The organism is Stakelama sediminis, assembly GCF_014199335.1.
GTDB lineage: Bacteria > Pseudomonadota > Alphaproteobacteria > Sphingomonadales > Sphingomonadaceae > Sphingomonas > Sphingomonas sediminis.
On record NZ_JACIJI010000007.1, the window covers coordinates 1 to 22,544 of the forward strand.

General features: G+C 61.3%; 22 protein-coding genes. 18 read left to right on the forward strand and 4 right to left on the reverse strand.

All coding sequences use genetic code 11. From position 1 onward, the window contains the following. The first annotated feature begins 95 nt into the window (after positions 1-95). From FHR23_RS14145 to FHR23_RS14170, 6 genes are all read left to right on the forward strand, one after another. Positions 96-713 (forward strand): acyl-homoserine-lactone synthase, encoded by a 618-nt coding sequence (locus tag FHR23_RS14145; RefSeq protein WP_184005300.1) that lies wholly within the window; start codon positions 96-98, stop codon positions 711-713. Positions 714-724: 11 nt separating this feature from the next. Beyond that, positions 725-1,597: a phytanoyl-CoA dioxygenase family protein gene (locus FHR23_RS14150; protein ID WP_184005302.1), complete on the forward strand. Its 873-nt coding sequence runs from the start codon at positions 725-727 to the stop codon at positions 1,595-1,597. Then, positions 1,594-2,190 (forward strand): GntR family transcriptional regulator, encoded by a 597-nt coding sequence (locus FHR23_RS14155; RefSeq protein WP_184005303.1) that lies wholly within the window; start codon positions 1,594-1,596, stop codon positions 2,188-2,190. Before FHR23_RS14150 ends, FHR23_RS14155 begins: the two co-directional genes overlap by 4 nt. A gap of 121 nt (positions 2,191-2,311) precedes the next feature. After that, a complete protein-coding gene (locus FHR23_RS14160) occupies positions 2,312-2,431 on the forward strand; it encodes a benenodin family lasso peptide (protein WP_184005305.1) in 120 nt (39 codons plus the stop codon). Between the two features lie 42 nt (positions 2,432-2,473). Then, the gene (locus FHR23_RS14165) at positions 2,474-3,139 is read left to right on the forward strand and encodes a lasso peptide biosynthesis B2 protein (protein WP_184005307.1); all 666 of its coding nucleotides are present in this window, start codon (positions 2,474-2,476) and stop codon (positions 3,137-3,139) included. 23 nt (positions 3,140-3,162) lie between these two features. Further along, complete coding sequence (locus FHR23_RS14170) at positions 3,163-4,899, forward strand: asparagine synthase-related protein (protein ID WP_184005309.1); 1,737 nt, start codon at positions 3,163-3,165, stop codon at positions 4,897-4,899. Here FHR23_RS14170 and FHR23_RS14175 read toward each other — a convergent pair. The 4 genes from FHR23_RS14175 to FHR23_RS14190 form a co-directional block, all read right to left on the reverse strand. Continuing rightward, on the reverse strand, positions 4,882-6,945 hold the full coding sequence (locus FHR23_RS14175; protein ID WP_184005311.1) for an Atxe2 family lasso peptide isopeptidase: 2,064 nt from the start codon (positions 6,943-6,945) through the stop codon (positions 4,882-4,884). The genes FHR23_RS14170 and FHR23_RS14175 overlap by 18 nt on opposite strands. Before the next feature lie 74 nt (positions 6,946-7,019). Beyond that, positions 7,020-9,596, reverse strand: a complete 2,577-nt coding sequence (locus FHR23_RS14180; RefSeq protein ID WP_184005313.1) for a TonB-dependent receptor — start codon at positions 9,594-9,596, stop codon at positions 7,020-7,022. Positions 9,597-9,694: 98 nt separating this feature from the next. Next, positions 9,695-10,708: a FecR family protein gene (locus FHR23_RS14185; protein WP_184005315.1), complete on the reverse strand. Its 1,014-nt coding sequence runs from the start codon at positions 10,706-10,708 to the stop codon at positions 9,695-9,697. Next, positions 10,705-11,292 (reverse strand): RNA polymerase sigma factor, encoded by a 588-nt coding sequence (locus FHR23_RS14190; RefSeq protein ID WP_184005317.1) that lies wholly within the window; start codon positions 11,290-11,292, stop codon positions 10,705-10,707. The genes FHR23_RS14185 and FHR23_RS14190 overlap by 4 nt, the downstream gene beginning before the upstream one ends. Positions 11,293-11,886: 594 nt before the next feature. Here FHR23_RS14190 and FHR23_RS14195 point away from each other — a divergent pair. The 12 genes from FHR23_RS14195 (at position 11,887) to FHR23_RS14250 (ending at position 22,517) form a co-directional block, all read left to right on the forward strand. After that, positions 11,887-12,639 (forward strand): ImuA family protein, encoded by a 753-nt coding sequence (locus FHR23_RS14195; protein ID WP_184005319.1) that lies wholly within the window; start codon positions 11,887-11,889, stop codon positions 12,637-12,639. Further along, positions 12,545-14,053 (forward strand): DUF6504 family protein, encoded by a 1,509-nt coding sequence (locus tag FHR23_RS14200; RefSeq protein ID WP_184005321.1) that lies wholly within the window; start codon positions 12,545-12,547, stop codon positions 14,051-14,053. The genes FHR23_RS14195 and FHR23_RS14200 overlap by 95 nt, the downstream gene beginning before the upstream one ends. Further along, positions 14,050-17,265 carry an error-prone DNA polymerase gene (locus FHR23_RS14205; protein WP_184005324.1) on the forward strand — a complete coding sequence of 1,072 codons (3,216 nt, stop codon included), beginning with the start codon at positions 14,050-14,052 and terminating at the stop codon, positions 17,263-17,265. The genes FHR23_RS14200 and FHR23_RS14205 overlap by 4 nt, the downstream gene beginning before the upstream one ends. 465 nt (positions 17,266-17,730) lie before the next feature. Beyond that, positions 17,731-18,213, forward strand: a complete 483-nt coding sequence (locus FHR23_RS14210; protein ID WP_246359914.1) for a hypothetical protein — start codon at positions 17,731-17,733, stop codon at positions 18,211-18,213. 54 nt (positions 18,214-18,267) lie between these two features. Beyond that, complete coding sequence (locus tag FHR23_RS14215; protein WP_184005326.1) at positions 18,268-18,459, forward strand: DUF6771 family protein; 192 nt, start codon at positions 18,268-18,270, stop codon at positions 18,457-18,459. A 957-nt stretch (positions 18,460-19,416) separates the two neighbouring features. After that, positions 19,417-19,620 carry a DUF6961 family protein gene (locus FHR23_RS14220; RefSeq protein WP_184005328.1) on the forward strand — a complete coding sequence of 68 codons (204 nt, stop codon included), beginning with the start codon at positions 19,417-19,419 and terminating at the stop codon, positions 19,618-19,620. Between the two features lie 42 nt (positions 19,621-19,662). Then, positions 19,663-20,175: a helix-turn-helix domain-containing protein gene (locus tag FHR23_RS14225; protein ID WP_221227554.1), complete on the forward strand. Its 513-nt coding sequence runs from the start codon at positions 19,663-19,665 to the stop codon at positions 20,173-20,175. A 62-nt stretch (positions 20,176-20,237) separates the two neighbouring features. Next, positions 20,238-20,612: a hypothetical protein gene (locus FHR23_RS14230; protein WP_184005332.1), complete on the forward strand. Its 375-nt coding sequence runs from the start codon at positions 20,238-20,240 to the stop codon at positions 20,610-20,612. Positions 20,613-20,655: 43 nt separating this feature from the next. Further along, the gene (locus FHR23_RS14235; protein WP_184005334.1) at positions 20,656-21,111 is read left to right on the forward strand and encodes a hypothetical protein; all 456 of its coding nucleotides are present in this window, start codon (positions 20,656-20,658) and stop codon (positions 21,109-21,111) included. A 35-nt stretch (positions 21,112-21,146) separates the two neighbouring features. Next, the gene (locus tag FHR23_RS14240; protein WP_184005336.1) at positions 21,147-21,668 is read left to right on the forward strand and encodes a JAB domain-containing protein; all 522 of its coding nucleotides are present in this window, start codon (positions 21,147-21,149) and stop codon (positions 21,666-21,668) included. 36 nt (positions 21,669-21,704) lie between these two features. Then, positions 21,705-22,115 (forward strand): hypothetical protein, encoded by a 411-nt coding sequence (locus FHR23_RS14245; protein ID WP_184005338.1) that lies wholly within the window; start codon positions 21,705-21,707, stop codon positions 22,113-22,115. A 135-nt stretch (positions 22,116-22,250) separates the two neighbouring features. Next, positions 22,251-22,517, forward strand: coding sequence for a hypothetical protein (locus tag FHR23_RS14250; RefSeq protein WP_184005340.1), 267 nt, complete (start codon positions 22,251-22,253; stop codon positions 22,515-22,517). Positions 22,518-22,544 lie beyond the last annotated feature (27 nt).

The following is a 22,544-nucleotide window of genomic DNA, read 5'->3' on the forward strand; positions in this document are numbered from 1 at the left end:
GGGGAGATTTTCGAGCGCCGCCATACCCCTTTTCCGGTATAGCGCTAAGAGCAAGCCACCGCCGATCCTGATCCTCCATAATCAGGGAGGTTCGCATGCTGCACGAGCTCCGGTTCGGCACCGAAACCATGCCCCAAGGGGCGCTTGCCGCAATGTTTGCCGCGCGCAAACGCGTTTTTGTCGATCTGCTCGGCTGGAATCTGCCGATCCGTGCCGGCCGGTTCGAAATCGATCAGTTTGATGGCGCGCTGGCGCGCTATCTGATTCTCACCGACCCGGACGGGAGCCATCTCGGCTCCGCACGCCTGCTCCCGACAACGCATGGGCATCTGCTCGATACGCTGTATCCCGATCTGTGCGATGCCCCTCCGCCGCGCGGACCGCAATGCTGGGAGATATCGCGCTTCTGCCTCGATCGCAGGCTTCGTGCCGGCCAGCGTCGTATCGTCCGCGATACGCTGGTCCTGTCGCTCGTCAACTATGCGCTGGCGCACGCCATCACCCGGTACACCGCACTCGCCGACCTGGGATGGTACCGCAAAATTGCCGACTTCGGGTGGCGATGCACGGCCCTTGGCGCGCCCTGCACTCGCGATGGCGTCCCGCTGGTCGCCTTCTCCATCCGGATCGACGCAGAGACGCCCGCATTGCTGGCACGCCGTGGCATCCGTCCGGGCCTGCCGCTGCGCGGTGCCGACAGCGCAGCGGCCTGAGAGGAACAAACATGCCGATACCACCCGTCACGCAGGGCACCTCGATGGATCATTTGCGCACCCATGGCTGGTGTCTCCTTGGCAACGCGCTGGCCGCCGACACGCTGGCAACGCTGGACGCCGATCTTGCCGATGCATTTGCGACCACACCCTTTTGCCGGGGCAATTTCTACGGCGAAACCACCAGACGGTTCGGCCGACTGCTGATGCGATCGCGTCATGTCGAGAAGCTCGTCCTGCATCCTGACATCCTTGCAATCGCTGAGAGAGTGCTGCTTCCTGCGTGCGATTCCATCCAGCTCAACACCACCCAGGCGATTGCGCTGCATCCCGGTGCGCCGGCGCAAATGCCGCATCGCGATCAGGATATGTGGCAAACAATCAAGGGCGAGCGCGAATATCTCGTCAATGTTATGTGGCCGCTGACCCCGTTTTGCAGGGCCAACGGCGCTACGATGATCTGGCCCGACAGCCATGGTCGTCAGGCGTTGCAGGACCACCCCGGTGGTGCTCCGGTTGCAATCGAAATGAAACCCGGTTCAGCGCTGATCTGGCTGGGTTCGACGCTCCATGGCGCTGGCGGCAATCGCAGCGATACGGTCCGGCGCGGTATCGTGATCGGCTATTCCCTGGGCTGGCTCAAGCCCTATGAAAATCCCTGGCTTGCCTATCCACCGGCTGTTGCCCGGCAATTTCCGCCGGCGCTGGCGGCACTGGCGGGATATCGCCAGCATCGTCCCAATCTCGGCAACTTCGAAGGCAATTGCCCATCAGTGCTGCTTGACGACAGCTCTCCCGACCGGCTCGGTGCAGTCGATGCGCTTCGCCCGGACCAGCAGCAGCTGGTCGATGCACATTGCAACGAACAACGCGGCAGACGATGAATGCCGGTGCCACCACCGAGCGCATCTATGGCGCGATCCGGGACCGGCTGATGTCAGGGCAGTATCGTCCCGGCGCGCGGATCGATCTGCCGGCACTCGCCGACGAGCTCATGAGCAGCGTGACTCCGGTTCGCGATGCACTGCATCTTATGGTGGGCGAACAATTACTCGAAAATCCCAGCGGCGAGGGATTTCATATTCCTGGCGTCAGTGTGCCTGCACTTAGCGACCTGTATAGCTGGAACTGCGACATTCTTATGCTCGCGCTGCGCAATCGAGCCCCCGCAGAAACCGATACCCCATCTGTCGCCGGAACGGATCGCGCCTGCGCGGACCGGACCGCACAATGTTTCAGCCGCATCGCCCGTCGCTCGGTCAATAGCGAACTGCATCGCGCCATTGCTTCCGTGAACGACCGGCTTCATTGCGTCCGCATGGTTGAACCCCGACAATTTCCGGGCTGGGAAAACGAACTGGCAGGAATAAACCAGGCGCTCGAGGATCAGGATCTCACCGCTGCACGCGGTCGCCTGCGCAGCTATCACCGTCGTCGCCTGACAGCGCTGCCCGCAATGGTGCGAATTCTTCGCTGACCGGAAAAGCCAGACACTTTTCCTAATATTCCCAATATATTCAATCTATAAGCTTCGTATATTGAAACACTACTCCTAGCATTTTCGTGCTGCAATTCCGCAGCGATCAAGGAGAGTATTCATGGAACATGAAGCCGAAACCATCGACCTTGGCGCGGCAAGTGTCGCGACCCAAGGCTCCGGCGTTCTGCCCGGTGACGAATTCATCGGCCTGAATCCGGCCGGTCTTTCCGACGAATGACCGCAGCGGCGTGCGCGCAGTAGCGCGCACGCCTTTCGTCTCATGGGCTACAGACTGGCACCCACCTTCTCCTTCTGCCGATGCGAAGGGCGGTTTTTCTTTCTCGATCTCGAGGGCGATCGCTATTTCTGCCTCGCACCCGCCATCGAAAGCGCTTTTGGCCGTCTGATCGCCGGGCGCGCACCTGCAAAGCCGGATGTGCCATTGCTTGACCGGTTGATACTGCGCGGCATCCTCATCCCGACTTCAGATCCGGTCCGTCCCGCGCCATGCGACACCGGCCTGCCGACATACCAGATCCGGCCCGATGCGCTGCAGAGCACCCGACGACGGGACATGGCCAGTGCGGTCGCGGAGCTGATGCGGGCGCGGTACAACCTCCGGCACCGTCGGCTGATCCGAATTCTTGCGGACCTCGAACGGCGCAAAGCTGCACTCGAATATCCGGCATCCCCGCAGCGCGAGGCGCTGGAAACTCTCGCCCACGGCTTTGCCCGCGCACTGCGGATGACAGGCTCGCTCAATCAGTGTCTTGCCCTGTCGATTGCGATGACCCGCAAGGCGCTCGCCAGCAACCTGCGCGTTGATCTGGTGATGGGGGTGCGCGCACGCCCCTTTCAGGCGCATGCATGGGTTCAGGCCGGTTCGTTCCTGGTCAGCGACACGCTCGACCGGGTGGGCATGTTCACGCCGATTTTTACGCTATGACCGGGCCGCGCTACGCGATTATTTTGCCCCGAAGCTCCCCCGTATCGGGAACTTCGCAGACGCGGATTGCCCGGATCGGATTGCAGGAGCCTTTTCTCGCCTGTCTCTTCCAGAACCCGGCCGCCCTCATTCTGGGCAATGTGCAGGCCATATCCATCGGCGACCCGCCGAAAGGCACGGTGCTGGGCAGATTGTTCCGAAAGGAAGAAGACAGGCCGTGTACTGCGCTACCGCCCGGCGAAGCTGCGGCAATCCTACGTTCGAAAGGGCAATGGCTGATCGATCGATATTGGGGCGATTATGTCGCGCTTTTGCCCGGCACGACGGGAGAAATGCTGATCCTTCGTGCGCCGATGGGATATTTGCCGGCCTATTGTCAGCAGACGGACGAGGTGTGTCTGGTCGCATCCGATATTGCCTTGCTCGAGCAGCTGAGCGGCCGGCGCGCAACGATCAACCGGGAGGCGCTCGCCGAGCATCTGGCTGCGCCCGAGCTGGGCACCGCGCGAACCTGCCTGAGCGGAATTCGCGAACTTGCAGGCGGGCAATGCGGACGCTGGGCTGCCAGTCACTGGCAGGAACATTCCCTCTGGTCGCCATGGACCCATGTGTCGTCAACATCGCGATCCGTGGTGCCGAAAGATGCTGCAGTGCGACTGCGCTCGACGGTCAACCGTACGATTGCCGCAAGAACCTCGGCGGGCGAACATGCGATCCTCCTGCTGTCGGGCGGGCTCGATTCCTCGATCGTCGCAGCCGGCCTTTCTGAAGCGGGGCGCCCCTTTACCGCGCTGACAATGGTGACGCGCGACCGCGGCGGGGATGAGCGCCGCTATGCCGCCATGGTCGCAGCGCGTCTCGGGATCGAACTCACCGATTGTCCCCGGCGGGTCGAGGATGTTGCATTTGACCGCTCCGACGCCGGGCGCCTGCCCCGCCCTGGCGAGCACGCCTTTCATCAGGCCACGCGCCGCGCAGCCGAAACTCTGGCGTACCGAAAGGGGGCAGGAATGATTGTCCATGGCGGCGGCGGCGATAACCTCTTCTGTTCGGTCCGGTCGGTAGCGCCGCTGCTCGACTATCTGCGCGTGCACGGCCTCGACAAGGGATTCCGCAACCTCGCCGACAGCATGGTACACCTCACCCAGGCAGGACTTCCGCTTCTTGTATGGCATATCGCAAAACGTGCGCTGTTCCGGCGCAGCCGGTATCGTCTGGCATCGAACTGTCATTTTCTCGCATCCAAGGTGCAGCAGGACCTCGGAGCCCGGATCGACCATCCCTGGTTTCGTTTTCCGCCCCGCGCGCTGGAGGGATCGGGCGCGCATATCGGCTCAATTGCCCTTGCCGAAAGCCTGATACAAAATCTGGACATCCTTCGCCCCATCCCGTCCTGGCCGCTTCTCCTGTCGCAACCGGTCGTCGAATGCTGTGTCGGGATCCCGAGCTGGCTCTGGTACGACCGCGGTCATGATCGGGCGCTGGTACGCCATGCCTTTGCCGACCGGTTACCCGAACCGGTCCTCTGGCGATCGACCAAGGGCGCGATGGACAGCTTTCTGGTCGAACTGTTCGAAGCCAGTCACGCACATCTTCGCACCATGCTGCTCGATGGTCTGCTTGCCGGACTTGACCTGCTTGACCGTGATGCACTGCACGCCGCTCTCGCCACCAACCAACCGATCGATGGTGCAACCTGCAACGACCTGTTGCGGCTGGCCGATGCCGAGGCCTGGGCCCGGTCATGGAGCATGCGGTGAAGGCGTGGACGAATCCGGGCGTTCCCGGCGCAACGCCCGCCAGCGTTCATATTGCTTCTTTTGCGTCGGATCCGGATCGATCCGGTTGCGCAGCCAGAAGTCGAACCAGTCGATATTGGTGCGGTAAATGGCGGCACGGTGAGCGGGCTGCCATTTGATATGATATTCGTCGGGGAATATCCGCATGGCCACCGGCTGATGATATTGGCGCAACGCCGTAAAGCTGGGCAGCGCATACAGGGCTTCGCGATCAGCGAGCTGCATCAGCAGCGGCGTATGGAGCCGGGAGGCGTTCAGCACGAAGGACAATGGTTGCCAGAAACGCCGGTTCACGGGATAGGCTGGCGGAAATCCGGAATGCTGTGAAAAAGCCGACCAGGCTGGCCCGGCAAGGACATCACTGCTTTCATCGACACAGCAACTGCTGAGCGCGGCGGCAGCGAACAGATGCGAATTGATGAGCGCATAGCGTACGGCCGTCGCACCGTCGCTCAGCCCGGTAATGCCGATTCGGGCCGGATCGGCGATCCCGCGCGCAATCACCAGCCGCACACCGCGCGCAATCGCTGACTGAATGCTGCGCCGGTCGGACCAGTTTTTGATATTGGCGGCATAGACCTGGTCAGGTGTTTTCAACCCGGCAACGCGCGACGCATAGAGCGGTGGACGCTCAATGCTGAGCACAGCATAGCCATGCCGGGCAAACAGATAGATCGGATATTCATTTCCCGTAGCGCCCCGCAGAAATCCCCTGGAATGATACAGCGTGACGATCATCGGCACCCGGTGCCTGGCCCTTTTCCCGGGCGGCAGCACCAGATCGCCATAGACGGGCAGACCAAAAGCATTGCTCCAGGTCAGTCGCTCGACATGCCCCAGGCGCAGATGCGCAAATCCCGCATTGGGATCAAACACGACCCGCAATCGCCCGGTGATACCGTCTATCGCGACCAGTTGCGGCGGTGTGGTGGCGGTTTCGCGGATACAGTACAGCGAGGTTCGGACACGGGTACAGCGCTCGATCAGCGCATCCCCGCCCATAAGCCGCACCGGTTTACCGTGGCCCGGCGTCCAGCGATAGAGCGCCGTAAAGCGGTTATCCCAGCCCTCACGCCTGAGGAAGAGCAGAAACCGGGCATGCACTCCGCCCCAGATACCGAGCATATCGCCGCTACATGTCTGCCAGGAACAGCGCGCCATCCCTTCGTCGGGCCTCTCCGACGCGATCCGGCGCGGCGCGAGGAGAGAGCCGTTTACGGGTGTGAGGCGCAGCTGCGCCGGTCCGAGCGAAGTGGAGGAAGGGATATCGGCAGTGTCGAAATGCGTTTTGAGCCAGACGCGTTCGCTAGCCGTTGCCGGACGCACCTGATCGCTGCCGAGATCGAGAATGCGATAATCAGGCCGCAGCGGCGCAGCGAGATGCGGTCGAAAGCCGGTATTGGGGGTGACCCGGTCGTCATATACCCATCCCGACCGCCCTTCCCGACGCATGGCCCGGTTGGCCGCCGGCAACCCGGCGTCCTCGGTAAAAGCGATCCGCTTGCCGTCGGGCATCCATGCCCAGTCGAGAATATCGACCGGTTCATGGGTGAGCTGCCGTGCGCCGACGTGCTTCGGATCGACCAGCCACAATTGGGTCGATCCGTGATCGCGCCGCAGATAGGCGATGCTGTTCCCCTCGGGCGACCATGCCGGCTCGGTCTGCATCGGATAGCCGTTGGCAATCATGATTCCGCGCATCGCGATGCGCGTAACCCGAAAGTCACCACCGCGATCGAGAATTTGCGGACGCGCAGCCCCGCGCAGATGCACGAGCACCAGCGCCTGGCAATACCGATTGGCCTTCACATCCGCGCGGCTGAGGATGAACGCCGCCTCGCGATGATCGGGCGACACCGCCAGCGGACTGGCGCCTCCGATCGGTTCAGCGTCGGCGCGACCGATGCCGGTGACCCCCAGCAGATCGTCCGGGCGGATCGGGCGAAAGCCTGTGGCGGACGGGTGCAGCGGCTGCCAGGCCGTGCAGCGCGCTTGAACGAGCGGCATATGCAAAACCGTCAGCGCCGCCAGCGACACCCATAACCCGCGGCTCCGACAGACCGCCGTCAGAACTGGCCGGCTCACCATTTTTTTGCAATCCCGATGCTGAGAACCCGTCCGAGCGGGGAATAATTCGTCGAATCATAGGGCGTGTCGCTGACTGTCGACACGCTGATCGGCGGCGGCGTGACGTTAAAGGCATTATCGAGTGCCAGGGTCAGATCGAGACCATCAAGCCAGCCCTTGCCGCGCGTTCCCAGCTGGTATCGCGCCACGAAATCGAAACGCATCTGGGCCGGTAGCGAGACGATAGGCGTAAACCGCGTATCCGCCAGTCGCCCGCTATAGCTGGCCACCGCGGTGAGGGTCAGCCCCTGATGCTTCCAGCTGACATGCCCTCTACCGCGCCAGTGCGGGGGATTGAACAGGATCCCGGCAAGCTGCAGGTCGGGCTGATCAGTGCTGATCTGGCGGTGGCTGGTGAGATAACTGACGTCGAGACCAAGCGCGATGCGGTCGCCACGCGTTCCGAGCGCACCGTCATAGGACAGCAGGACATCTATCCCATGCGCCCATTGGTGCCCCGCATTGACGTTGCTGTTGTCGATCACCGCGATCACGCTCGACGGGTCATAGGCCTCACCGGTACCGTTATAGAAGCTGGCTCCGCTGGCGATCAGTTGCTGCAGCAGCGCAGGGCTGGGCGACCGGATCACCGATGATGCGTAGATCGGATCCTGCAGGGACTGGCTGATAAAACCGATCGGATTGACGATCCGGTCGAAATAGCGAACGTTGAAATAACTGAGTTCGGCACGAAAGCCGGTCATGGACGGCGGATGCAGCGCGGCGGTGACCGACCAGTTGGTGGCGCGTTCCGGCGCAAGGTCCGGATTGCCGCCCATCACATACAGGGCTGTGGCACCCGCCGGCGGATTGACGGCACCAAAGGCCCGTGCATCGAGCAGTTCGATCAGCGGGGGCTGGTAGCGTTGCAACAGCGTGGCGGCCCGGAAGGAGCGTCCCCAGCTTGCCTTGAGATCAAGCGCGGCGATCGGCGCATAGACCAGCCCCAGCTTGGGAGTCGTCACCGAGCCGGTGTTCTCATAGTCCTCATAGCGTGCCGCCGCGCTCAGATTGAGCCGGTAGATGCCGGGAACGTGCAGGACTGGTGCCACGAGCGGCACATCCAGCTCGCCATAGGCATAGCGATCCCATTGCGACCGGCTGAAATTGAGCGGACTCCCTGCGCCCCGGTCGTTTTTGAGGCTGACCGTGCGATAGCCGATGCCCGTCGCGACCTTGACCATGCCGGCGGGCATGCGGAACAACGGGCCATCTCCGGAAAGCTCGAAGCCTTTGGCGTGATTACAATAACAGCCGGCCGCGAGCGGCACACGGGTCGTGCCGGCATAGCGGACAATGTCATAGCCCACCCGGTCCCCGGCAATACTGCCGGACAAGGCCAGCCGCCATCCCGATCCGAGCGCGAGTTGGAACGAGGGCGCCAGGGCATAGGCACGATCCTGGGTGACCTGATTCTGGCGTCCGAGCGTAAGGTCGCCGGCCGGATTAGTGGCATAGCCCGTCACGCTGCGCCGGGTGTTGAATAGGGCATCGACCCTGAATGAAAGGCTGGGGGACAGATCCTGATGCAGGCTGATCAGCGCATTATGCGCACGCATGGCGGGATATAGCGTAAGGCCGGGTGAGCGATTGGCAGCATAGCTACGCTGCGACGCCGAAATCGCGCTGTTGCTGCTATACTGATAGGCGGCGATAAATCCGCCGCCGGTCCACCGTTTGCCACCGGTCACAGCATAGAGCTGGCTGAAGTTTCCGCCATCGGTGGAACCGCCGATGCGCGCCCGCGTCTCGACCCCGTTCATGTCGCGTTTGAGCAGGATATTGGCGACACCGCCGACCGCATCCGATCCATAAAGTGCAGACGCTCCGTCGGGCACGATTTCGATCCGGTCGACCGCCCCCAGCGGGATCGTTGAGACATCGACGCTCTGGCGCGACCCGCTATAGGCGATCCGGTGGCCGTTGAGCAGCGTCAGGGTAGCATCGCTGCCCAGACCGCGCAGATTGATGGACGAACCGCCGCCGACATCGACGCCGTTGATCGCGGGAACGTTGAGACCGATCCCGGGATTCTGACCGCCGCCGAAGCTTTGCGGAATAGACCGGACGACCTCGCCCAGCGTGGCCTGACCTGCATCGCGCATTTGCTGCTGGTCAAGCCGGATGACCGGCGATGCCACCGGCGCACCGCGGATCCGGCTGCCGGTGACAAGGATATCTCGTGTCGCTGCTGTCTCCCCGGCACCGTTTGAGCGTTGAACGCGCTCGATGATCAGCGCCGTCCCGGCACGCCGTGCGCGCAGCCCCGACCCGGCGAGGAGAATGGCAATCGCCTGTTCAGCAGTATAGCGTCCGGAAAGCGCCGGCGCGCGTTTACCCGCGACGAGCCCGGCAGGAATGATCAGGTTCGTACCTGAAAGCAGCGCGACCTGTCGCAGCGAGCTTCCGAGCGGACCGGCTGCTATCGCATAGGTCCGTTGCGCCTGCTGACCTGCCGTCGCGCAGGATATACCCGCCAGCACGGTCACTGCCGCGCTCGTACCAAGCATCATCGCCTGTTGAATTCTCATCGCTCCCTCCCCCATGTGCGGGCAGCACGCACGGTTGCGTGCCGTTCAGGAGCGATTGACGCCGGGCGAGCAAAACCTGCCCCCCCCCAACGCTCAAATTATGTCGCAGGCGTCCCGGCCGAGGTGAGAAGCAGTTCTCCCCTATTCATTGTGACAAGGTGAAGATGGAAGGATGCAGCTACGGCTTCAGCAAAGCCGTTCAGGTCACCGGCACGATAGGCGCCGCTGACCTTGAGCCTTCCCAGTTCAGGATCGGCGAGACGCAGCCTATAGGTCGAATAACGATTGGCTTCGGCCACCGCCTCGGCAAGTGGGGTGTCGTCAAATCCGAGCATGCCGCTCGGCCATTGGGTCGCGAGCGGCTGTATCGGCCTGGGCGCGGGTAACGGCATGGAAGGACGGAATGCGAGTGTCTGAGCGGCGCGCAGGCGTTCGACCGACAACGGCTCAGCGTTTCCGGTTTCGTCGTTGCGGACATCGACAGCCCCGCGCAGTAGCGTCACCCGGACCTGATGCCGGATCAGCGCAACATCGAATATCGTTCCTCTGGCGGTGACCGAGGCACCGGCTGCCGTGACCGTAAAAGGTCGGTTGACATCATGGGTTACTGTAAACCGTGCCCGGCCGCGCACGAGCCGGACGCGCCGGCTATGAGGATCGAAAGCGACCTCGACCCGGCTGTTGGTATCGAGCGTTACCTGCGATCCGTCGGCGAGACGAATCTGCCGGATCTGACCGATTTTCGACGCATAGACCGGTTTCTGACCGGCTGGTTCCGGCGCACGAAAGGATATCAGGGTGACGCCAAGCACCGCGATCAGCAGCACCGCCGCCGCAGCCAGAACATAGGGTCGAAGCCGTTCACCACGCATCTGCCTGCGGTCCGGCAAGCCACGGGACTGACCGACGCGGGTTTGCGCCAGCAGGCCCGCCTGATTCCAGCCCGCTTCCATTCTAGCATAGATATCGGCGTGACGCGGATCGGCATCGCGCCATTGGTCAAAGGCGGCCGGATCGAAACCACCGTCCGGATCGTGCGCACGCGCCGCCCAGTCCGCAGCTTCGCGACGGATCGTCTCGTCAGATCGATGTCCGGCACCTGGGCGGGTCATGCATCGTCACTCATGGCACGGTCGATTTCGGCAATGGCACGCCCCATATGTTTGCGCACCGCGCGAACACTGATCCCGACGTGCTCTGCAACTTCCGCATAGCTATATCCGTCGAGCCGACATGCCATGAAGATCTCCCGGGTAGTTGGCCGAAGCCGCATCATAGCCGTTTCCAGACGCTGGACCATGTCTCTTGCCTCAAGCTGCCGAAAGGGATCGGCCCCGGCAAGCGGAACGTCATGTGCGGGAACATGCGCGTCCGCCGAACGGCGGTCTTCACGCCGCGCGCGATCCCGTACGAGATTGGTGGCGATACGGGTGAGATAAGCTTCGGGACAGTCGAGCGACCGCAGAAAGCCTTTGCCCTTGCGCGCAAGGCGTTCAAAGCTCTCATGGACGAGATCCTGTGCTTCGTCCGCGCCGGCTTGCTGAACAAAATAGCGGTGCAGCCGGGATGCCTGGGACTGATACAGCCTTTCCAGCTCGGGGTCGTCGCCCGTTGCCCCGCCGGCAGAGGGTAAGGGATCACCGACCCCTGCAGCAACTGCCCGCCCGCCGAGTCCGCGCAACAGTTTCAAGCGCATCGAACCGTGGCGCTGCAATGCGTCTCTGACTGTATCCCCTTGTGGATGTGCACCATATTCGGCCCCGCTCCTGCTCGCGAGGCCGCACCGGGCTAAGCCGGGTGTTGAGAACATGCTCAAGAACATGCGCCAGCGCTTTTAGTCGAAAACGACCTGGACAGATGCGATGGCCACCCGGCCGCGAAAGACGCGGCGGTGCTGATTTTCCCGAGCGAGGTTCTCAAGCCTCGGCGCCGCTCCTGCGACGCACCTTTCAGCGTGCGGCCGCCTCCGTAAAAATGCAAGGCCGACAGGACCTGCCTGTCAGATATATTCATATCCGATTGAATTTGGATTGTGATCGCGCTTGCGGATTTCCTAATAACGGCAGGTTCGGCGGTTTCGGATGGCCGACCTGCCGGGATGAACCTATCCGGCAGTTGTGGCGCACGTTCTCAAGCGTGTTTCTCAACATTTGAGATCGTCGAACACCGGAACATGTCGACGATCTTCCCCTTCCGGGCGCAGCGGTGAAACCGCTATCTCAGCTATTATGCGATCGCCGTTTCAAATGGCTTGCATAACGCAATCCGATGGGAACATAATGGGAACATAATGGTTGATTCGGCACCAATCCCGTCTGCACAAAGACTGGCATCACCCGCCCTTCAAGAAGCCAAGCTTCTGTTCGGGCTGCCTGTGATCGACCAATGGCTGAACGGTGGATTGCGGCGGGACGGAGTGCATGAATTTTTCACCGTAATGGATGCGGATAAAAGCGCGGCAACCGCCTTTGCCTTCTTACTTTCGGCTCGCGCCTGCCCGGATACGCCGCTGTTCTGGCAGCGTATCGCCGACAGCAAGCGCGAAGAAAGGGTGTCTGCTCCCGGCCTGATCGACCTTGGGTTGAACCCTGATCGCATTATCCTGATCGAACTCAATACTCTCGAAGCGCTGCTGAAAGCGGCGGTCGATAGTGTTCGACATGGTGGGCTGGGTGCTGCGATTCTGGAAATCGACGGACGCGCGCCAGGCTATGACCTGACCGCATCCCGGCGGCTGGCATTGGCGGCAGAGCGCAGCGGAACGATGGTGATGATCGTACGTAGTCGCGCGCGCCCCTCTTCCAGCGCCGCGCACAGCCGATGGCAGGTGGCAAGCGCACCGTCGGTGCCGCTTGCCGCCAACGCGCCGGGGCAGACGGCTTTCGACCTGACCTTGTTACGTCAGCGCGGCGGGCGCGAAGGATTGCATCTGCAACTGGAATGGGACCGTGAACATACTCGTTTCCGGACGCCGCTATCTGGCGGCATATCTACCGTTTCTGCCGGCCGAGCGGCGGATCGCAGCGCATCTCGCGCCGCCTGACACGCCCTTTGCCGTTACCGAGAAACTGCGTGGGGCGCTGCGGATTGCGGCACTGTCGCCGGTCGCGGCAGGGCTGGGCCTGACCCGTGGCATGGCGTTGGCGGATGCGCGGGCCCGCGTTCCTGGCCTGCCCGCCTTTGTTCACGCCCCTGAGGAAGACCAGGCCCTGCTCAACGGGCTGGCGGAAAGCTGCGAGCGCTATACGCCGATGGTCGCCCTTGCCGGAGACGCAGCACTGCTACTCGACCTTACCGGATGTTTCGATGCGCTCGGACTGACGGAAAGAGGCATTATGCAGGATCTGGAGAAACGCCTTGCCCGCAAGGGGTTTCAGGCAAGCCTGCGTCTGGCTGCCACCCCTGATGCAGCCCTGGCGTTGGCAAAGTTCGCCACCGCCTCTGTCGAAGCATTGCCGGTCGCCGCCCTCTGTCTGGACAAGGACGTTCATGATGCGCTGAACCGTGCGGGCCTGCGCACCATCGGCGACCTGACGGACCGGCCCCGCGCACCGTTGGCGGCACGCTTCGGCACAGCCCTGCCGGTGCAGCTGGCGCGCCTGCTTGAAGAAGATGCGCGGATCACCCCGCGTCGCGCTCCACCGCCGATATGGGTCGAACAACGCTTCGCCGAACCCATGGCCACCGTCGCGCCGGCACTCGATATGATCGAAAAACTGGCCGAACGTGCAGGCGCGATACTGGACGAGCGCGGCATGGGGGGACGCCGCTTCGATATCGCGCTGTTCCGAACCGATGGGCATGTCGCGCGACTGGGTGTAAACGCCGGCAAGCCATTACGCGCCCCGGAAGCGATCCGACGCCTGTTCGCCGAACGGCTGGACTCGCTTGCCGATCCGCTCGATCCCGGCTTCGGCTATGACATGATCCGTCTGTCGGTGCCTTTGATTGAATCGCTGGAGGCGAAACAACAAGCGCTCGATCAGGCGGAAGCAGCACGCGACCTGACCCCGCTCCTCGATCGGTTGATGGTTCGCTTCGGCACGCAAAGCGTACGACGCTTTCGCGCCATGGATGCGCATCTTCCCGAATATAGCGCAACGCTTGTCCCGCCTGATGCGCCACGGCAGCCATGGCCCTCGCCGGTGCCGGGTGAACCGCCGCTACGCCCGTTGTTTCTCTATGATCCGCCACAGCGTGTCAGCGTGATTGCCGAAGTCCCCGACGGCCCGCCGCGCCGTTTCGTCTGGCGTGGAAATCCCTATCGCGTTGTGCGCCATGAAGGACCGGAACGCATTGCCTATCCCTGGTGGAAACATCCCGAAGGCAGGGGCCGGACGCGTGATTATTATCGGGTAGAGGCGGAAAGCGGCCATCGTTTCTGGCTGTTTCGCCACGGCCTGTATGGGCGAGAAAAGGCCGATCCGGCCTGGTATCTTCACGGGCTGTTCGCATGATCGGCTATGCGGAACTGGCCGCGGCAACCAATTTTTCCTTCCTGCGTGGCGCAAGCCCGGCGGAGGATATGGTCGCGAGCGCGCTTGCACTGGGCCATTGCGGCATCGGCATTGCCGATCGCAACAGCGTAGCAGGCGTCGTGCGCGCACATGCCGTACTTCGCCATGTACGGGAGGAAGCCGCAGAGGCGGGAAAGGAAATCCCCGACTTCAAGCTGCTGGTCGGGGCGCGGCTTGTGTTTGCCGATGCAACACCGGACATCCTTGCCTATCCGATGACGCGTCATGGCTGGGGACGGCTGACGCGATTGCTGACGACCGGCAATCTGCGTGCTGAAAAGGGCAACTGCACGCTGTATCCCGATGACTTGCTGGCGTTCCGAGAAGACCTTCTCGTTATCGTCATCCCTCCCGTGACGAACGATCTGCTGATCCGGTTACGTGCGGCATTTTCCGACCGGTTATGGCTCGCGGCAAGCATGTTGCGACGCGGACGCGATGCCCGGATGCTGATGGCGCTGCGCGATCAGGCAAAAGTGACGGGGGTACCGCTGGTTGCGATCAACGATGCGTTGTACGCGACCCCCGGCGCCCGCCCGCTCCACGATATTATGACTGCGATCCGGAAAAAAACGACGGTGCAGGCGGCAGGGAAAAGGCTTGCAGTCAACGCCGAGCGACACCTCAAATCACCGCAGGAAATGGCCCGTCTGTTCGCTGCAGCGCCAGAGGCCATCGACGCGATTCAGGACGTGCTGGCACGCATTTCCTTCACGCTGAATGATCTGCGCTACGAATATCCGCATGAACCGGTGCCGCCCGGCTATACGCCGCAGGGCTGGCTGAGCGAACTCGTCTGGATGTGCGCGCATGAACGCTGGCCCGACGGCGTGCCGGCCAGGCTGGCAGTGCTACTGCAGGAAGAACTGACGATCATCGAGGCGGCAGAATATGCGCCCTATTTTCTGACTGTCCACGACATTGTCCGCTTCGCGCAACGTCAAGGCATCCTGTGTCAAGGGCGCGGGAGCGCGGCCAATTCCGCCGTCTGTTTCGTGCTGGGCATTACCGCGGTCGATCCGGCCGAGCATAATCTGCTCTTCTCCCGCTTCATCTCCCCCGAGCGCAAGGAGCCGCCCGATATCGACGTCGATTTCGAGCATGAGCGGCGCGAGGAGGTGATGCAATATGTCTATAAACGCTATGGTCGCCATCGCGCGGGAATTGCCGCCACCGTCATCCATTATCGCCCGCGCAGTGCAGTGCGCGAGGTCGGCAAGGCGCTGGGACTGAGCGAGGATGTAACCGCGCGGCTGGCCGGTACTGTATGGGGCAGTTATGCTTCCAGCCAGAATCGCGAACGCTGGGCGGAAAGCGGCCTCGACCCCGGCAATCCCGAAATCGCGCGTGTCCATCATTTCACGCAAGCGATCCTGAACTTTCCTCGCCATCTGTCGCAGCATGTCGGTGGATTCGTGCTGACGCAGGACCGGCTCGACGAAACCGTACCGATCCATAATGCCGCGATGGCGGATCGCACCTTCATCGAATGGGACAAGGATGACATCGACGAACTGGGGCTGATGAAGGTCGATATACTGGCACTCGGGATGCTGAGCTGTATCCGCAAGGCGTTTGCGCTGATCGCAACGCATATCGGCAGGCAATATACGCTCGACAACGTGCCCGGCGATGCCCCGGACGTGTTCGCCATGCTTCAGCGCGGCGACAGCATTGGAGTGTTTCAGGTCGAAAGCCGGGCGCAGATGAACATGCTGCCGCGCCTCAAACCCCGTACATTCTATGATCTGGTCATTCAGGTGGCGATCGTGCGCCCCGGCCCGATTCAGGGCGATATGGTCCATCCCTATCTGCGGCGTCGGCAGGGGATTGAGAAAGTAGACTATCCTTCCCCCAGGCCGCCTCACGACCCGGACGAACTGCGCGGGCTGCTCGGCAAAACCGAAGGCGTGCCGCTGTTTCAGGAACAGGCGATGAAACTCGCCATCGTCGCAGCAGACTTTTCACCCGCCCAAGCCAACAAACTGCGGCGTGCCATGGCGACATTCCGCAATGTCGGCACCATCGACCAGTTTCGCGACAAGATGGTCGAGGGCATGGCGGCGCGCGGCTATGACCGCACCTTTGCCGAACGCTGTTTCAAACAGATTGAAGGGTTTGGCAGCTACGGCTTTCCCGAAAGCCATGCGCTGGCCTTTGCAAGGCTGGTCTGGGTGTCGTCCTATATCAAATGCCGCTACCCCGCTGTGTTCGCCACGGCACTGCTCAATGCACAACCGATGGGGTTTTACGCGCCCGCCCAGATCGTCCGCGATGCTCGCGACCATGGCGTGGAGGTGCGTGCGATCGACATCAACCACAGCCATTGGGACAATCGGCTGGAAGCAGCGGGAAGCGATTTCGCGCTGCGTCTCGGGATGCGACAGATCAGCGGATTCCGCGAAGAATGGGCCCATCGCATCGTGGCGACCGTACCCCATACCGATATTGAGGATCTGGCCCGAAAAGCACATCTTCCGCAACGCGCACTCAACCTGCTCGCCGATTCCGATGCGTTGCGCTCGATCGCTCTCAACCGGCGAGAAGGATTGTGGGAAGCACGCCGGACACCGTCTGATGCATTGCCGCTGTTTGCAGCCGCGAACGCCCGCGAACTGGGCGAGGAGCCGGCGGCGATGCTGCCCGCCATGGCATTATCGGAAGAGGTCGCCGCCGACTATCAGACGATCCGCCTGTCGCTGAAGGCACATCCCATGCACTTCCTGCGCCCGCTCTTCGATACCGAAAGCATAATACCCTGTGTCTCCCTTGCCGACGCGAAAAACGGCGATCGGGTAAGAGTCGCAGGCGTTGTGCTGGTGCGTCAGCGGCCCGGCAACGGCAATGCCATCTTTGTAACGCTTGAGGATGAAGGCGGTATCGCCAATATCGTTGTGTGGGCACGATTGTTTGAACGCTATCGCCGCGAAGTGATGGCCGCACGCCTGATGCTGGTCGAGGGCACGGTACAGAAAAGCCCCGAAGGCGTCATTCACCTGATGGCCAGCCGCATCCTTGACCGCACTACGGAGCTATCACGCCTGTCCGAAGCGCATACCGGAAAAACGCCCCGTTCCCGCGCCGATGAATTCGCACACGCCCAGCACCCGCGTAATGTCCGCATTCTGCCGGGGTCGAGAGATTTTCACTGAGTGCGGGTGCTATGAAGACTCTATGTCGCGATTGGGTGATCTGGTATTTTTTGCCGCCTGTTCGCTTTGGGTCCGGCGGCAACCACGACGATTGCGCTGGGCTTCACGCTCCGAAATTGACCTTGAGTTTCGCGCCGGCGAAGCCAGGAATGGAGAGACGACCTTCGATCGACCAGCTGGTCGGGGTGCTGAGATTTTTGATGATTGGCCAGAGCCAGGATCCGATAGCCTGATCGCCTGAACGGCCCGCCGAAAAGCAGCGGGGAGCAGGGCCATCATCCCAAGCATGTCTGCGGCCACCGTCCGGGAGATTTGGTTGATCGCCGCGCTGCCGTCAGCTTCAGCTCAACAGCGTCAGCGCCGATCAAAAGAATATAGTCCAAAATGGATATAATAGGGCAGGAATCGCTCATTGCCTGCTGTCGTTTCCACCCTTAAGGGGGCGCCAGCGTGCAAGGGGGCAATATGAAACGCATGATCACGGCAGCGATGCTGCTGATGACCTGGGGCATTCCGACCGCATCAGCGCAGATTGTGGCAGAAGCCAATGGTGCGCGGGTCGAACACCAATGGGGCGGCGAGCTTGGTGTCGGATACCGAGTCGGCACCCATGGCTTCAGCATCACGCCAACGGTAGGCGCGTTTATCTATCATCGCGATAATGGCCGTTATTATATGGAAGATAATGGCGGAAATCCTGCTTGCCGGGACCAGGAAACCGGACAATATGCCGATAAAAGCCGGTGCACCAATCTGGCGGTACGCGCCTATGGCAGGGTTGAGGCGAGCTATCATATTCCGCGATCGCTGACGCTGGGCGGCGGCGTCCGGATCGGAGAGGAAATACGTCCCTATGGCATATTGGCCTTTCCGCTTGCTCCGAAACTCGATCTGAAAGCCAATGCCGGACCGCATTATTATGCTGCCGGGGTACGGTTCAATTTCTGACCGGCATCATTACGCGCCCTTGCTCCTTCGTGATGGCAGGTACACGATAAAAAGATGACCGATTCTCTGTCCCGGACCGTGACTGAGGCCATATCCAGAGCACCGGCATGGATCCGATCCGATCTGCAGGCGAAGGATATTCTGGTGCGGATTCGCGCCGAAGAGTCGCTGGCAGCGCGCATTGTCGATGCGATCCTTAAAGCCAGAGGCGCTGAAGCTACGATAGCGGATGATGACCAGAACTGACGCCCCGGGTCCGCTTTCTATTATCCCTGGTCGCTATGCAACTGCTTCGTCAGCCGCTTGTGTCTCGACAAAGCATGCTTTCCCTTGAACAGCGCACAAAGGGATCTGCCAGCAGAAATCGCTATTTTCCGCACTCACACGCTCAAGGCCGTAAACGCGCAAAGACAAGGTCCGGAAAAATCTGCACAGGGTGGCGGGCTGATTAAAAGAGCAGCAGTGGGCCGCGCCTTGCTCTGGTACGTCCGATAGTCAAGCCGGCACCGCTTGCACAGCCATCCGCGCTTGCACCATCATCGGCAAAAATCCGAATGTGAAGGCATTGCAACCTAATCCATGGCTGTACGAGGCATTTTTCTGTAACGACGAATCCGCTATGCGGCGATCTGCCCACGGTGCACGGCGTTTGTACATTGAGGGAAGATACACCACCGAATTCAAGAATATGCTGCCCACCCGTGGGGCTGGATACGGCTGCTGACTATCCGACCCGGGTTGCGCTTCACTTGGTATTGCGCTGCGAGTCTGATCGCACGACTATAGCGCACAGCGTCGCAAAAGGGGTGGCCGCACCGAAGGACAGACCGTCGATGAACTTGCTCAGAGCACTGCTCAGATACTTGGCAAGCGCCGAGGCAATTCTCCTCATCGCGCTGATTGCGGCGGGAATGATCCTGCAGTTTTATGCTTTGGTCATCCCTGTCTTCGGGCATACATGCGTGCCGGCCGTCTCCACTGCAACGCCCCTATCCGCTATGCCGGTCGTCCCGATCGATAGCACGACGAACAGGAGCAGCAATTCCAGTCCTGCCCTTCCCGAACAATCGGTCGCCGTCAGGCCAGCGAACGCCTCGGAACGCCCGAAATCCGGTGGACCTGGTGCTCAAAATATGCAGCCATGGTAGGGCGGAAAACGACAGCGGACGGACTGCGCGCGAGGCGCCCACAAAGGCACAAAGCATGAACCGCAAACCCAATAGTCAAGAACTCTGGAGCGCAGCCTCCATGGTGCAGCGCCGGCACGGAGCGGGAGCTCCGCTGTTTGTTGCTGAACGCATTGGCGCGCTTGCGCTGGCCGGCGACCAGGAGGGCGTCAATACCTGGCGCGCCATAGCGCGGTGCCTCGATCAGTTACGTGCAGATGGCAAAATATCGTATCAATAGACCGGCAACATCGTTGTGCCCTGTGGAACGATATGGTTAAGAATGGATATGTCTGCGCCGGACCTATCCGCCCTATCTCCCCGACAGCGGCAATGCCTGCGGCTCGTTGCCGGCTTGAAAAGTTCAAAGCAGATCGCGCACGAACTCAGCATCGCTCCCAGCACCGTCGACGGTTATATCGCCGAAGCCGTTTCGATCCTCGGCGCGACCGATCGCAAACAGGCTGCCCTGATGCTGGTTGAAGCTGAAACACTGCCCCCTGATGCATTGGGGGGGCAATCTTCCCGGGTTGAGGAAACCACACCCGATAGCCCAATTCCTTCATTGCAGCCGGGGGGCAAAGACAGTCATGTCCACGACAGTCATCAACCCACCTACCAGGTGGAACGGTCCGCGTTTCCCCGGTTGTTTCGAGCAAAGGGGACGGGAAATGATCTCAGCGTTACACAACGCCTTGTCTATATCGCAGGTGCCGCAATCTTCATTGTGGTCATTATAATCCTTGCGGTCACGCTGAGCGATACCCTGACCCATTTCGGTCGCGCCGGCGGCTGATCCGTCAACAACCGTTGGAAGGTACCGCGCGCGTCCAGGCACGTGCGCGTGGGGAGATTTATATGTCCGATATTCGTTATAATGCTGCGAAGACAGTCGCTGAGCAGATTCAGCTTGCCGAGCAGTCGATTGATCGTGCGCTTTCCGATATTTACACGCTGATGGCCCGGATGGCAGACGCCCGCGTGATGGCGAAACTTCCGGTCCGCGCCGGTATCGAAGTGCTTTCCGAGGTGCATGCGGCCAGTGCGAACGCCTATGAAATGCGTAACCGCATCGTTGCCGCCCATCGGCGTTTTGCGGTTTTGAAGGGACGGATCGGTCTGGGCGAGGTATCCTTTGGCGAGACGGGCGACACGCCGGCCTATGGCGAGATGTCGGATGATGCGGTCGTTGCTGCAGCGCGCATCGAAAAGATAGTACCCATCGCAGCGTGACCATCGTGTTGACCGGATCGCCTAACTGTGATCCGGTCACCCCATGCCTCTCGGTGTTCTCAGCTTTCTCGGATTCCTGATCCTATGTCTGGCCTACAGCTATTTGCGAGGCGGCACAGCGGAAAAGGCCGGTGCCACAATCGCCTGGGTGGCGACGGCGGCGACCTTTGCGGTGCAGTCGGGCGTGGCGACGCTGTACCTCCGGATAGAGTGGGGCGTCGTCACCGTCGACTTGTTGACGCTGCTCGCCTTTATCTGGCTCGCGCTCTCCACCGACCGGTACTGGACTATGTGGGTCGCCGCACTTCAGCTTCTGATCGTGGCATTTCATGCGGGACGAGTGGTCAAACCCGAAATGATGCCATGGGCGTATGCGATCCTGCTGTTCCTGTGGTCCTGGCTGGTTCTGGTTCTGATCCTTATCGGAACGTGGCGTCACCAGGCGAGAATACGAAAATGGGGTGCCGATCCGTCCTGGAACGACTCCTTGCACCAATAGCAGGTGAAGCGGCCGCCACGATTGCGCAGCGGCTATTGTCGGAAATCGGCAATCTGTCGGAAATACTCCATGCAGATCCGGCTATTTTGCAGCTCGTTACCGCGCGCGCCGATATTGCCAATCATCTTGCCACAGTTCGCGACACGCTGACACTGGCCCTGCAGCCTGCCAGAGCAAGCGTGCATGTCTTGAAACAATGGTCGGCTGTGGAGGTCTATCTGCAGTTTGTCATGGCGCGACATCGGATCGAGCAAGTGCGCGTCTTGTTCCTTAACTCGCGTAATATCCTGCTGCGTGATGAGGTCATGTCGCAAGGCGATGTTGAACAGTCTGCCATCTATGTCCGGGAGATCATGAAGCGCTCGATCGATATCGGCGCTTGCGCAATTATACTTGTCCACAACCACCCCTCGGGCGACCCCTCCCCCAGCGAAGCCGACCTTCGGATTACCCGCACGATCGCCGCCACCGGAAAAACGCTGGGCGTAAGGCTGCTCGATCATGTGATCGTGGCGCGCGACGGGATCGTGAGCCTGCGCTCGCTGGGTTATTTGTAAGCCTTGCGATCAGGATCAGGGCGAACATTCTCGCTAATGGGACGTACCCTTGCGCCCGGCCTGGCCATCGCGCTGCTCCTCCAGCCTGCCAAGCGCGCATTCGACGCACTCGCCGACGCGTGGCAGCTCTGCAAGCGCGGTCTGAAGAAGCGCCAGATCCAGCGTTTTCTTGAGGAGGGCGAGTATGTCGATCTCGGCATCAGCTTTTCTAGGCATGCGCGCCTATTGGCAATTTTGTACCGGAAAGCCAGCGCATATCGGACATATTTCGTGCTTTTTAGTCGGTTTCGGACTCGATTAAAAACCAGGAGCATGGCGCGTCCGATATCACGGCAGAACTGGCCGGAAACCGGTATTCAGGGCGGCATCCTGCCGCTTCAAGGGAACCCTGCCGCTATTCTTACCCTTACCAAGGACACGGACTATATTTCCTGCTCGGCTGATTGAAATCGAACGCACTCGGTTGTCGGGTCTTCCCCCGCAATCGGCACCGCAGGTTCCAACGGCATCCGGCGCGGCTTTGTCTCCATTTTCGAGGCAATGTCGCTGGCCAGACCGCGCGAAATCTGATCACCGTCCCGGATGACACAGCAGCCTTCTCCACGCACCGATCTGATCGGGTCCTTACGGCGCACCGGCGCGGGTGCAGATCTGCTGGCAACGCGGCATGCGGGTCTCGGGCGGATAGAACCGTTGACCAGTCGCAGTCGAAAGTGGCTCAAGGCCATATCGGCAGACGATGCGGGCTGGGACGGCGATGCACTGGTCGTCGAGCTTCGATATTTTCCTGCCATTGCGGACGCCGCCATCGCGAACGGTCTGACCTTTGAGAGCGCTGCACCGGTTTAGCATCGGGCCAGGATAAAGAAGATAGGA